Here is a 13,248-nt window from a genome sequence, read left to right as displayed (position 1 = left end):
AAAGAGCGACATCACTTCTTCTTCCACGGCTCAAGAATCACCTTGATTGAATCCTTCGCCTGAGCAACCAACTGAAAACCTCTTCCTGCTTCAGACAAGGGAAGACGATGGGTAATCATATCATCAACTGTTATTTTCTTCGAAGCAAGAAGCTGGATTGCCTCATGAATATCACGAGGACTACCTGCATATGTTGATACCAACCGAACTTGCTTATCCCATAATTCAAACAACGGAAACGGCACCTCAACACCAGGAGGCGTCATAGCAAAAAACAACACAGTTCCACCAGGAGCAACAAGATCAAACGCCTGACGAACAGCACTCTGGACACCAGCACAAACAATCACCACATCAGCACGTCTGCCACCAGTCACCTTCTGGAGCTTTTCCACAGAAATATCAGATGCATGAAAAACCGCATGAGCACCCATCTGCTGTGCGGTTTTCAACCGAAACGGATCAACATCAGTAGCAATAATCATACCAGCATGCCACAACTGAGCACATTTAACATGTAACAATCCTGAAATACCGCTCCCAATAATCACCACAATATCCCCTGGTTGAATCACCGCGCGCCTCAGACCTCGCAGTACACAAGCAAGCGGCTCAACAAAAACACCCTCCTCATAGGACATCGACTGAGGAAGCACAAAAACACCACGATCAACGTTGATTTCTGGAACACGAACAAACTGAGCAAAACCACCAGGATAAAAATTGGTTGTATGCAGCGTATGACACAACGTATGCTGATCCTGCAAACAAAAACGACACGTGTTACACGGAACATGGTGCGACACAAAAACCCGATCTCCAACCTTGTACTGCTCTACGTTGTTTCCAACCTCAACGATATCACCAGCAATCTCATGACCAAGTACTCGGGGAGCTTTTTTTATCCGATACCATTCCATAACATCACTCCCGCAGATACCACTTGCAATCACTTTAACCAACAGCTCATTTTCAGAAATCGTTGGAACCGGCATATGCTCAATCCGAACATCATGATTCGTATAATACATCGCTACGTCCATGGTTTTCATCAGAATCTCACTCAATCTTGGTATCTATAATGATTTAATAGCTTTTCTTCCCAATCTTTTTTTCCCTCGCACAATTCTAAAAGAACAAACAGCAGCACGCATCATCACCTACGGCAAAAACATCACAAATCGAAGAACTGCTCAACAGGTTACAAAAAACTAGATGGAACTGTTAGGCATTACGGGTGGTCCCGCATTGTTTGGAGTGCAAATGGCAAAAGGAACAATAAAAAAAGGAGACGAACACATAGATACCCTTCATCCACACAGTTCGATCATTGTGAATATTTTTTTTATGTATGTCCCTGAAAGATATCCAGTGCTTCCTTCACTGTTGCTTTATTATGAACGATCGCACGAACCGCTTTAATCGCACCGACCGGGTTGCTACTTTGGAAAATATTTCTCCCCATATCAACACCAATTGCTCCAGCCTGGATTGCATCATACGCCATCTGAAATGCTTCTTGCTCAGGAAGCTTTTTACCACCAGCAATCACCACCGGAACCGGACAGGTTTCAACGACTTTTTCAAAATCTTTAACATAATATGTCTTCACCATATGCGCGCCGAGCTCAGCTGCCATCCGCGACGCAAGACTCATATAGCGAGCATCACGAACCATATCTTTACCAACTGCAGTAACCGCAAGAACAGGAATGCCGTATCGTTCTGCGTCATCAATATACTGCGTCAGCCCAAGAAGCGTGTCACGCTCAAACGATGCACCCACAAGAATTGAATATGCAACACCAGCAGCATTCAAACGAATTGCATCCTCGATTGAGACCACGGTTCCCTCATGGAGCAATTCAGGTCCAATGATGCTCGTACCACCAGATACTCGCAAGACAATTGGAATATCGGTTTCAGGTTCAATATAGGTGCGGAGCGCCCCACGCGTCAGCATCAAGGTATCAGCATAGCGAAGTAATGGTTTTACCATAGTCCCAAGATTTTCTAATCCTGTTGTCGGCCCCATAAAATACCCATGATCCACCGCAAGCATAACTGTTCGACCATCTTTTGGCTTAATAATCTTCGATAACCGGTTTTTCATACCCCAGTCCATACCAATGACCTCCAAATCAACACTGCATATGAGAGAGATTATATAAAGTATGCTTCCAACGCAAGTAATCATTTTCCTGTCAAAACCTTTTTTATCTAGAGCATCTATATACCTTCTCAGCAACAGGGGGAGCCGACCTTTATGAGCATCCTTGAAAATATTGAACCAAAACTGGTTTGGAAACATTTTGAGGCAATCAGTGCGATCCCTCGCTGTTCCAAACATGAAGAAAAAATTCGAGAATACATTATTCAGTTTGCAAAAAAACAAAAACTATCATATAAAACTGACAAAACCGGAAACATCGTTGTTTCAAAACCAGCTGCTCCAGGTGTAAAAAACAAACGCACCCTGATTGTCCAAGGTCATATGGACATGGTCTGTGAAAAAAACAGTGATGTCATCCATGATTTCACCAAAGATCCTTTGAAACTAAAACGAAACGGAGACATCCTCACAGCATCAGGAACAACGCTTGGAGCAGATAACGGCATCGGCATCTCAGTCGCTCTTGCCTTACTTGAAGACACAACCGTAAAAAACGGACCACTTGAAGCACTCTTCACAGTTGATGAAGAAACCGGGCTTACTGGTGCGTTTGCCATGGAATCTGATTTTCTCACCGGGAAAACAATGCTAAATCTGGACAGCGAAGAATTTGGAATACTAACAGTTGGATGTGCTGGCGGCGGAGATACAAAAATAGAACTTCCGATAACAACCAAGACCCCACCAAAAAATACCTGTAACCTCATCATGAAAATCTCTGGTCTCCGCGGCGGACACTCAGGAGTAAATATCCATGAACAACGAGGAAACGCGATAAAAATCCTTGCACGGCTCCTCTGGAAAGCAGCACGACATCATGAGTTTTTCATCAGTGACCTCAAAGGTGGTGACAAACACAATGCAATCCCTCGTGAAGCATATGCCACCATCGCTATCGCACGAGCAGAAAAAACCGCCTTTACCACATTTCTTACCAACGAAGCAGCAGTAATTCTTGACGAAATCAAACCAATCGACCCTGACGTTAACCTGAGCATCCAAGAAACAGACCCCCCAGAAAGAATCATCGATAAAACCTGCCAAATATGCCTCCTGAATCTCCTCCAGGGACTACCGCACGGCGTTCATAAAATGAGCTACGACATACCAACACTAGTTCAAACCTCAACAAACCTCGCAGTCGTCCAAACCAAAGAAAAAACCGTGTTTATCCATATGAGTTCACGAAGTGCAGTCAAATCAGAACTCCAAGACATGCGTGACCGAATCGCAGCATGTGCACAACTTGCTGGTGCAACGATTACTGAAGATACACCATATCCTGGATGGAAGCCAAATATGAACTCACCAATTCTTGCGCTGTCAAAAAAGGTGTACAAAGAGTTATTCCATGCTGAACCAAAGGTTGAAGCAGTACATGCAGGACTTGAATGTGGTATTATCGGAGAAAAATTCCCAGGCATGGACATGATCTCCATGGGACCAAGCATCAAATACCTGCATTCACCGCAAGAACAAGTCTCAATCAGCTCTGTTGAAAAATTCTACACCTATGTCGTCAAAATTATTGAAAACTTCTAACACATCTCAACTCTGTTTTTTCCTACATCGAGCGGAGACGTTCAATCCGCTTATCTAACGGTGGATGGGTTGACCAGATCGAATCCAGAGACTGAGATTTGAACGGGTTAGCAATATACAATGGTGCAACAGTTTTTGATCCTTTTGGCTTCCCCCGTGGCAAGTCTTGTTTAATTTTTTCTAATGCCTTCGCAAGACTTTCTGGATTTCTCGTCAGATACGCACCATTCGCATCAGCAAGGTACTCTCGCCTCCGAGAAATTGCAAGATACGTCAACCGTGCAAAAATCGGAGCAAGAATCACTAGAAGAACCGCAAGAATAATCAAAATCAGATTCGCATTATTTTTTCCCCGATTGCGATCCCCAGCACCAAAAAGAAGCGAGTAGAAAACAATCTCTGAAATCAACGCAATAGCACCGACAACACCAATGGTTACCGTTGCGACCAAAATATCACGATTGAGGATGTGGCTCATCTCATGTGCAATCACACCTTCCATCTCATCATTACTCAACTTGCGCAACGCACCGGTGGTCATACAGATAACTGCATCTTCTGGCTTCTTACCAGTTGCAAAAGCATTGATATAGTCAGAATCCTGAATATAGGTTTTGGGCACTGGCATACCAGCAGCAATCGCCATCTCTTCGACCTTATACATGAACAGTTTCTCTTCGCGGATCTGAGGATTGGCAGGACGTGCCCGTGCAGCAGCAATCACACTTTGAACAGAGAAAGAGTACGTGATCAAAATATACACAACAGCAATTGGAATACCAAAAAGAAGCGCAATAAAAGGATCATGAAATAAAACGTAGCCAACAGCGAAGATGACGGCAATAAAAAGCAATGCCATGAAAGTACAAATCAGCACAGTATCTCGTTTGTTTTTTCGTATATGATCCTCAAGCAAAAGTTTTTTTTCCATAGATATCAAAGAAAGAAAAACTGTGATTAAAATGATACTTTCGGAACTTCACGAGCTGCTTCAGGTATCTGTAACATCTGCTTTTCTTTCTTATGCATCATATTTGCAAAAATATTTCCCGGGAACGTTTCGATAAGGTTGTTGAACGCAAGAACTGAATCGTTGTAATGCTGCCGTGAGTATGCAATCTTATTTTCAGTGTTGGTCAACTCATCCTGGAGATTTAAAAAGTTTTGATTTGCCTTTAAATCAGGATACCCCTCAGCAACAGCAAATAAGGTTTTCAACGTACCGGTCAGTTGGTTATCAGCATTGATACTCTCCTGAGGTGTTTTCGCATTCATCAATGCTGCCCGTGCCTTGGTGACATTCTCAAGAGTTTGCTGCTCATGCTTCATGTATCCTTTTACCGTTTCCATGAGATTCGGAATCAAATCTGCTCGTCGTTTCAATTGAACATCGATTTGCGCCCATGCATTGTCAACACGGTTTTCAGATCGAATAATTTTGTTGTAAAAGCTTAAGAAAAACAACACTACACATAAAATAATCAGCCCTATGATAATCAAACCAAGCATCATCATATCCATACCTATCACACCTCGCGTTCACATTCTTTTTAGGGCGGATAATAACAATCGTTATTTAAATATATCCTCGATCAACCTTTTTACCAGAAAAAAAACATCAACAAAGAAAAAGGTTTTGAATACCAAGTTCATTGTCGATGCACTCTCAGGAGTTACACTGCGGATATGATCTAGTGGTTATGATAGTGGCTTCCCAAGCCATTCACACGGGTTCGAATCCCGTTATCCGCACTCACCTAAAAAAATAACAGGAAAGGTGATGACGATAGAGAAAAAAGTGAAAATTGGTGATACGGTTGAACTTGTTTTTATCAATGATACCTGGACGAAACTCAAAAAAGGATCAAAAGGAACCGTCACAAAAATCGAAGATGATGGCGGCGATCAACTCATCTGGGTTGACTGGGAGAACGGCGAACAGATCGCTTTAATTGAAGGTATCGATCGATACAAAATCATCACGAAAAACAGGTAAATATCCTCTGAACCAACTCAGCAAACCGTGGAAACAGAGGTTTTCCGTGCTCATGCCAAGCCGGAGCCAGTGCTTTGTTTTTTGGTATGAACATCTTCACTGGTTCTGACCAGTTACTCTCTGCACCAACGACATCTTTTGCTTTCACTCGAACCGTATACATCCTAGGTACCATCCAGCTGTGATTCATGAACGCTCTGGCACCTGAGACGTACGGACCATCCCATTCAGACATCTGACCATCTCCAAAATCCCAGAGATAATAGACATCCTGATTCTCAGGATCTTTTGTACATGTAGAAAAACCATAGGAGATATTCACCCTTCCAAACCTCCTCCCAGATGGTTTCTCAGGGGTATACGGTGGTTCATCATCACCAATAATTGGTATGTAGGCATGGTATGGAACCGTGTTATACCCAACGACAACAAGATCGATCACTCCCCCAGGAGGTACCGGATCAGAAAAAGAGATCAAAACATGTCCGTTTTCATCAGGATATCCAGAGCCAAAAAGTTTTCCATTTTTTGACACGGCAGCAATGAGGTCAGCACCACCCGAAACGGTCACCTCAAAGGTGTTCGCACCCATCATAATCTCCGAAGGATGCGATGCTGAAACCAGTGTCGGTACTGTTGTTCGAACCATCAACGAAGGATCGCCGAACACATGCCAGGTGTCAGTCATTTCTGCACCTGCGTATCCATATCGATCATTCATGTACATACAACCACTAAAACAAAGACCTCCAAAGGTATGCTTTTTATTGTCGGTATACGATTCAACGAGAAGATTCATGATTTCATCCTGAGCAGCCATCGGCGGATTCCATGACTGAGAAACCGACGACATAAAAACACCAATCGCACCGGTTGGTTGATTCTCAGCAGTTGCCCGAAGCCATGCCTCAGCAAAACATTCATCAAAAGAATCAAATTCACCGTTATTGCAGGCAACAGAAACGATAAACGGGAGCGTATTTTTATTAATCAAACTATGAACATGTGTTGTGCTGAACCCTGTAGTTCCCCACCCCATCGGCCAGCCATGACCACAGTAATTAATCACACCTCGACCATCGTTAAGCGCAGAGACAACCTGTGATACCGATGCTGTCGGATCATAGATCTGATCAACGGTTATATAGGTATAATTCAAGAGTAGATTTCGAATGTTCTCAATATGTTCATCATCATACTCACCATTATCACCAGGACCCTGATTTGATGCAATACCAGTTCCTTTTCGATACCATACAGCATCCACCTGTGGATGTTGTTCATAGTCAAGAGTCCGTTGAATCTGTGTTTGCAGCTGGCTGTTTGTCTGTGCTGAAAAACGACCAATAAAAAGATCAGGATAATGATCAGAACCAACAACATACGTATAACTTGGATCTGATGCTCCACCAGAACGATACAAGGTTGGTATCTGCTGAACATCACCAACGAGCAGAACAAAGGCCACCCCTGTTGTTTCATAATAGTTTGTAATATACTGTTTTAAAGCTGTCGCATCCCCAATCCTTGATATGTTAACCATCTCTGTTGGAAGACCTCGCATGTTTTTCCAAGCAACAAAAGGTTTCATGAGATCATAAAACTGATCATCGGTTACGACTAGCATATTCCCTTGTTCAGGAACTGGAGTATATCCTAAAGCAGGAAAATTCAGAAAATGACGTTGATAGAGCTGAAGAAATTCAGAATCTACATGAGAAGGTACTTTAGTGCGGAATAACGGATTAACCGGTTGACCATCTGCTGAGGTAAGTTCAAGGAAAATATCTGAATATACCCGAAGTTTTTTTTCCACAGGGTTATACTGAAAGGGAATAACCTGGATGCAACACCCTCGGAAATCTCGGAGAATATACGGCTCAGAAAGAGAAACGATACGTTCTGGAAACCATGCATCCCTCGTATATAGTTCATCAAAATAATACGGAGTTGCATCTGGATCCATCGTTCTGAGAAGATTACCTTTTGAAGGTACCACCTGAATTGAATCAAACTCTTGATACTGGGTCTGAATATGTGAAACTTGCATATTGCTAGCATCAGGAAGTATGATGCTGTGGGCAAGCAGTGGGAGTTCAGGTTTGCCTGCTTCAAAGGTTGTCGAAGTATCTCCGAGAATAATTCGGGTAAAGAGCTGATCATTGATACGTACCTCTTCAGTTGAAAAATCAGATATATGATATGATAAACGAATCATATCAGAGGTCTGATCATGAAGACATATTGTATAATGTTCTGATGCGAACACAATACGACTTTGAGGTTGCAGTTGTTTCTGTGAAAAAACCTGTGCTTGAACACCACTGAAAATAAACCATACGACAATACTACAGAAGAAGACCGATTTGATTGTTTTTTTATATAGAGTAGATACACGCAACATCATATATTCCCCGGATAGGACGAGCACCACAAAAGAGCTCGATGTATATTTATTAATCATCTCTGGTATATGTATCTTTTGGCGACGGTTCCATAAAATGTTCAACTAAAGATCTCCAGTCATAAGCCTCACATAATTACCGTTTCCCTGCAAGAAAAACCTTGAGTAATACTCTAAAAAAACTATGATACATGGTTGCTGCTAGAATCGTTGCATACAATGACGTATCCTAGGTATACTCCCATCCATTGAACCGTCCCGCACACTTTTATGAGTATCAAAACAGACAGTTCGTTCAGTAAAAAAATGTATTCTTAAAAAGAGAAAGTTCGCCGCCCACACCAATAAAAATATATAAAAATAGGCTTTGCACACAAATAGGGGAATTTAGGTGCAAATTATGAGTTTGCACATAAATGTATAATGTATACAAAGATATATATTTATATATTCATAACTAGTGGTAAGAATTAAAGAATGTTTTTTATCTCCGATGTTACAAAAATTAAAGTAGAAAATAAAGATATCCTTTTTAAAAATGTTGAATGAGAAACAAATCAAAGCGGAACTGCAAGAATTGATTGAAGATTTTAAAGAACATTATGAGCAATACAAGAAGGAATTGGAAGCAAATACTGAGACTAAGCTTGTGGAACCATTATTTGAGCTACTCGGGTGGACAAAAAAAGATTTTGTGAAACAGGAGAAAGCTCGTCGAGAAACTCGTATGGGTCATGCTGATTATGCGTTTTATATTGGTGATAAGATCGTTTTCTTTCTGGAAGTGAAAAAAGTCGGAATTCCTTTGGAACGGGAAGCAGATAAACAGGTAATCTCCTATGCGTTATCAAAACGTGTTTCATTTGCTGTGTCAACAAATTTTGAAGAATTGAAGATTTTTTGTGTTGAACAAGAAGATGCTCTAAGAAATAAATTTAGAGTATTCAATTCTCCTGATGATTATATTTCGAATTTTGAGGATTTACTATATCTGTCAAAAGAGAGTTTTGAACAAGGACTTACGTTAAAAAAAGCTGAGAGTGAAGGACGGCTTAAGAGACGTGTTTCTATCGATAGAAGTCTGCTTGAAGATTTAATGCATATTCGTAGTCTTATTGCCAGCGATATCGAGAAAAGTTATCCGGGCAAATATCAGATTAATGAAAAAGATGAGATCATCCAGCGTATTATTGACCGGTTGATTTTCATCAGACGATGTGAAGATACTGGTATTAATCCTGAAAATGTGTCATTGAAAGAAGTTCAAGATCATCCAACGAATAAGGTATATCCTCTGTTAAAGGAGATTTTCAAACGATACAATGACGTGTATAACAGTGGTTTATTTGCGATTGCGAAGGATAACGACTGCGATAAAATCTCGATAGATGGCGAGATTATTAAGAAACTTACTCAATATCTCTATGAATCGAAAGATGGGGAGTACATCTATAATTTTGATTGGATTGACGCTGATGTTCTCGGACAGGTATACGAACAATATTTAGGAAAGTTGTTAGCACAAACAAAGTCAGGGAAAGCGAAACTTACCAATGGGCAGGCTCATAGGAAAGAACAGGGTATCTACTATACTCCTACCTATATTGTTGATTATATTGTGAAAAATACGGTTGGCGAACTTCTTAAGAATAAGAAAACTAAAGTTAAAGATTTGAAGATTTTAGATCCTGCGTGTGGCTCTGGTTCCTTTTTAATTAAGGCATTTGATTGTCTACATAACCATTTATCTGGCGGGAAGGAATCGAAACAATATCGGATCGATAGTCAGGGGAAATATTCGATTAAAACTGAGATTTTGAAAAACAATCTTTACGGTGTTGATCTAGATAACAAAGCGGTTGAAATCACAAAATTAAATCTTCTATTAAAGGCAACAGAAAAAGATAGACGTTTACCTGAAGAGGTTGACGTTCATATAAAACATGGAAATTCTCTCATTGATGATGAAACAGTTGTTGGACTGAATGCGTTCAAGTGGGAGGAACAATTTAAAGAAATTATGCGAAAAGGAGGGTTTGATGTTGCTATTGGAAATCCTCCATATATTTCGAATTGGCAATTATCAGAAACTAATAGGGAAATGGTTCTTTATTTAGATAAAAAATATGAGGATATTACAATTGGACATTGGGATATTTACATATTATTCATCAGGAAGGCGTTATCTCTTCTAAAGGAGGACGGTTATTTATCATTCATTGTACCTTCTTCATTTGCTAAAGAAAAATATGGTAAATTACTTAGAGAATTTATTGTTAGAAACCATACTTTGGTGTCGTTAGCTGAATTTGGTGCAGAAACAGTATTCAAAGATGTTGCTCGGCAGTATATCATTTTTGTAATTCAGAAGAAAAAACCGAGGAGTCAAAGAACAAACATCATTATTTTTAAAGATTTTCAGTTCCAGAAAATTGGCACCATCTCACAAAGGAATTTCTTGGATTTCCATAATTGTACATTCCGTACAGATTTAGATGATAAAAAAATTCATCTCTTAAAGAAAATGTCTTCTACTGATTGTTTCATTGGGAATATCTGTTGTGTTAATGTTGGGGTTGTCGCTCATAGTAGAGAGGGAGCAAGATCAGAATTTGCCAAAGGAGACGTTGTTCACGAGGAATATAAACCAGGATATAAGAAATATCTTGAAGGTAAAGATATAGCAAGATATGTTTATAATTGGAAAAAACTGTATATGGATTATGATAGTAAAGCCGAAGATTTTCATAGACCAAAGTTTCCCGAATTGTTTGAAGGCAATAAAATAATTATCCGAAGAGTAAGTGGAGAAAACAATTCATTGATTGCCATCTATGATGATTCTAAATTCTATACGAATGATAATCTCATTATCATTTTACCATGGAACGATAGATTACTTGAACTTCAATCAGCAGAGAAAAAATGGCCTGTGTTTACACCATATAATTATTTCTCGTTGAAATATATCCTTGGGATTCTTAACTCTAAACTAATGTCTTTTTACTTCAGTAATATGGTCGCAACAGGAACACTTCAAGGTACATATAGCGGTGTTTATCCTGAAGATGTAAGAAGTTTACCGATACCAAAAGTTCCTTCTGCTCAACAACAACTATTGATAAAATTGGTCGACCGGATGATCCTATTTAATAATAGACTCAAAGAGATAGGTGATAAAAAAACATCTGAGAGTGCAAAACTCGAAGAAGAAATAAAAAACACAGATAATGATATTGATCAAATAGTATACAAACTATATGGCTTGTCTAAAAAAGAAATCGCTATTGTTGAAGAAAGTTTGAAAAATTAATTTTCTTAGTTGCATATTCATAAAACATTTGATTGTTTCCATCTTCGGTTAAAGATTTCTGTTAAAGCTTCGCATATGTTTTTACTGGTATCCTTATTTAAAACTATAGCAAAAGATTCTTTGCTACCTATATCTTTCATGCTATGACCTAAAATAATCAGATTTTCAGAGGAAATTATGTATCTATCATGGATATCTTTCAAAGGATAATTTCTAAATTCTATATTTGAAGTTTCAGATTTAAAATCTTTAATCTCACGTAGAAATCGTTCTTTATCTTTTTGATTGAGATTATCTATACAAGTTAGAATTTTTACGTTTTTACATTTGATATCCTTTAAAATGTCTAAAGTTCTTTCGTTACAATACGGATCAACAATGTTCAATTCATCCTTGAAATTATTCAAAATATTTCGTGATAGAATTTTTTTGCTTGTAAATCTTCTGTCCGGTTCGAAATAAAACAGTTGTATGGGTCTATCTTGAGCTTCATTGAGTAGGTGATCTTTTCCAGGTCTCATTATTTCGAAATATGATTCTCCGTTTTCATTATAGACATGAATTTTTCCTTTTGCTCGGTTAAAAGAATTAGTAATAGATCTTGTGTCGATGCTTATCTCCATGACATCTCGTATAACAGAGACTATCTGATCCGCTGTTAACTTCTTAATACCTAGTTTTTCTTTTGCTATCCATAGAATCCATAAACCCATTTCAAGTGGTTTATTATAATCTTGGAACTCTGGAAAGTCAGAAATTTCTATTTTTTTAAATTTCTCAATCAAATTTTCAATGGTATTCATTTGATATTACCGTTTGCAATAAGCCCACTTTTTCTCCTTTTTTACTCTCCCTAGAATTCCTTGTCTAACTGCTCTTTGTAAAGGTTCTGTTAGACTCTGTTGCGGGTAATGATAAGATACTTGAGCCAATTTTTCTACTATTTCTTTTAGGTTTTTGGGTTTATTGAAGAATCCTCCTGATTTTAATTCGATTAAATGATCAAAAATACTTTTTCTTTTTTGAAGATCTTTTTTAGGTTTATTTTTCATCGATTTTTCTAAATTTTTTATTCGTGTCTCATGATTTTCCAATTTTTTCATGATATCATTTAACGATGTCATTTTCTTATCCCTCAACTTTTTTCTTTATTTTTCTCTCGATATTTTGTAAGATCTTTTCAACTAAATTTATAGAAACGCTATGACTTGCAATTTTTCCTTTTTTAGTCGTTTTTATTTTATTACTGTCTCGTAATTCTTTTAACCAAGGAAGTAATGATCCTTCAGGAATACCTAGCTCATTCAAAAGCTCTTTATTTCCTACGTCGTCAGTAGGCGTAAAGCCTGCTTCTTTTGCATATAGTTTCCCTATCAGATATAATAAAATCTGTTCTGTGCCATTCAGTTTATCCTTAAATAATACATCGACTTTACCATCTCTTGTTATTCGAACAAATTGTTTTGCCACATCAAAATTCTTTTCAAGAGCATTCGAATAATCAACAGTCATCTCGGTCATTATTCTTTGTTTCAAATTTTCTATCTGTTTATTCATTTTTTAACTCCCCTAATATTTATAATATTTGTAATGGATATAATGAATGTAATATATAATGCTTATTCCTTATTTTTTGATAATATGGGAAGTTCTGCTGTTGCAACAGGAGGGAATACTTTCTGTCACCCCGTACAGGAGTATATAAGGAGAGATACCCCTTACAGTCTCGGAGAGTTTCTCCTGTAAAAATTCATTCAATAATATGAAATTAATGACCACCAGAGTGCTACTAACACCCCGGTGGTCTGGAGCCATGATAA

Annotated in this window: 11 protein-coding genes and 1 tRNA gene; 4 read left to right on the top strand and 8 right to left on the bottom strand. The window is 38.6% G+C overall.

Annotation, left to right across the window (positions count from 1 at the left end):
- Positions 1-11: 11 nt before the first annotated feature.
- Together QXL17_05560 and lsrF are read right to left on the bottom strand one after the other, a co-directional pair.
- Positions 12-1,052 carry a zinc-dependent dehydrogenase gene (locus QXL17_05560; protein MEM4258601.1) on the bottom strand — a complete coding sequence of 347 codons (1,041 nt, stop codon included), beginning with the start codon at positions 1,050-1,052 and terminating at the stop codon, positions 12-14.
- Positions 1,053-1,345: 293 nt separating this feature from the next.
- The gene (gene lsrF, locus QXL17_05555; GenBank protein ID MEM4258600.1) at positions 1,346-2,125 is read right to left on the bottom strand and encodes a 3-hydroxy-5-phosphonooxypentane-2,4-dione thiolase; all 780 of its coding nucleotides are present in this window, start codon (positions 2,123-2,125) and stop codon (positions 1,346-1,348) included.
- Positions 2,126-2,266: 141 nt separating this feature from the next.
- Between lsrF and QXL17_05550 the strand changes: the two genes are divergently transcribed.
- Positions 2,267-3,715 carry an aminoacyl-histidine dipeptidase gene (locus tag QXL17_05550; GenBank protein MEM4258599.1) on the top strand — a complete coding sequence of 483 codons (1,449 nt, stop codon included), beginning with the start codon at positions 2,267-2,269 and terminating at the stop codon, positions 3,713-3,715.
- A 22-nt stretch (positions 3,716-3,737) separates the two neighbouring features.
- Here the strand turns inward: QXL17_05550 and QXL17_05545 are convergent, their stop codons facing one another.
- On the bottom strand, positions 3,738-4,646 hold the full coding sequence (locus QXL17_05545; GenBank protein MEM4258598.1) for a M48 family metallopeptidase: 909 nt from the start codon (positions 4,644-4,646) through the stop codon (positions 3,738-3,740).
- Between the two features lie 26 nt (positions 4,647-4,672).
- A complete protein-coding gene (locus tag QXL17_05540) occupies positions 4,673-5,236 on the bottom strand; it encodes a LemA family protein (GenBank protein ID MEM4258597.1) in 564 nt (187 codons plus the stop codon).
- A 159-nt stretch (positions 5,237-5,395) separates the two neighbouring features.
- Here QXL17_05540 and QXL17_05535 point away from each other — a divergent pair.
- A tRNA-Gly gene (locus QXL17_05535) sits at positions 5,396-5,467 on the top strand.
- A gap of 28 nt (positions 5,468-5,495) precedes the next feature.
- Positions 5,496-5,711 carry a DUF4314 domain-containing protein gene (locus tag QXL17_05530; GenBank protein MEM4258596.1) on the top strand — a complete coding sequence of 72 codons (216 nt, stop codon included), beginning with the start codon at positions 5,496-5,498 and terminating at the stop codon, positions 5,709-5,711.
- On the opposite strand, the gene QXL17_05525 is transcribed toward QXL17_05530, so the two are convergent.
- Positions 5,695-8,118 (bottom strand): C25 family cysteine peptidase, encoded by a 2,424-nt coding sequence (locus tag QXL17_05525; protein ID MEM4258595.1) that lies wholly within the window; start codon positions 8,116-8,118, stop codon positions 5,695-5,697. The genes QXL17_05530 and QXL17_05525 overlap by 17 nt on opposite strands.
- Positions 8,119-8,656: 538 nt before the next feature.
- On the opposite strand from QXL17_05525, the gene QXL17_05520 reads away from it, so the two are divergent.
- Positions 8,657-11,428: an N-6 DNA methylase gene (locus QXL17_05520; protein MEM4258594.1), complete on the top strand. Its 2,772-nt coding sequence runs from the start codon at positions 8,657-8,659 to the stop codon at positions 11,426-11,428.
- Between the two features lie 17 nt (positions 11,429-11,445).
- On the opposite strand, the gene QXL17_05515 is transcribed toward QXL17_05520, so the two are convergent.
- Genes QXL17_05515 through QXL17_05505 form a run of 3 tightly spaced genes read right to left on the bottom strand, consistent with a single transcriptional unit; the run spans position 11,446 to position 12,985 of the window.
- A complete protein-coding gene (locus QXL17_05515) occupies positions 11,446-12,231 on the bottom strand; it encodes a hypothetical protein (GenBank protein MEM4258593.1) in 786 nt (261 codons plus the stop codon).
- Between the two features lie 6 nt (positions 12,232-12,237).
- Complete coding sequence (locus tag QXL17_05510; protein MEM4258592.1) at positions 12,238-12,552, bottom strand: hypothetical protein; 315 nt, start codon at positions 12,550-12,552, stop codon at positions 12,238-12,240.
- Positions 12,553-12,556: 4 nt separating this feature from the next.
- Entirely contained in the window at positions 12,557-12,985 is a 429-nt protein-coding gene (locus tag QXL17_05505) for a hypothetical protein (GenBank protein MEM4258591.1), read from the bottom strand.
- Between the last annotated feature and the right edge of the window lie 263 nt (positions 12,986-13,248).

Source organism: Candidatus Thermoplasmatota archaeon (genome assembly GCA_038884455.1).
Lineage (GTDB): Archaea > Thermoplasmatota > E2 > DHVEG-1 > DHVEG-1 > JAWABU01.
This window is presented reverse-complemented; position numbering and strand designations above follow the sequence as displayed.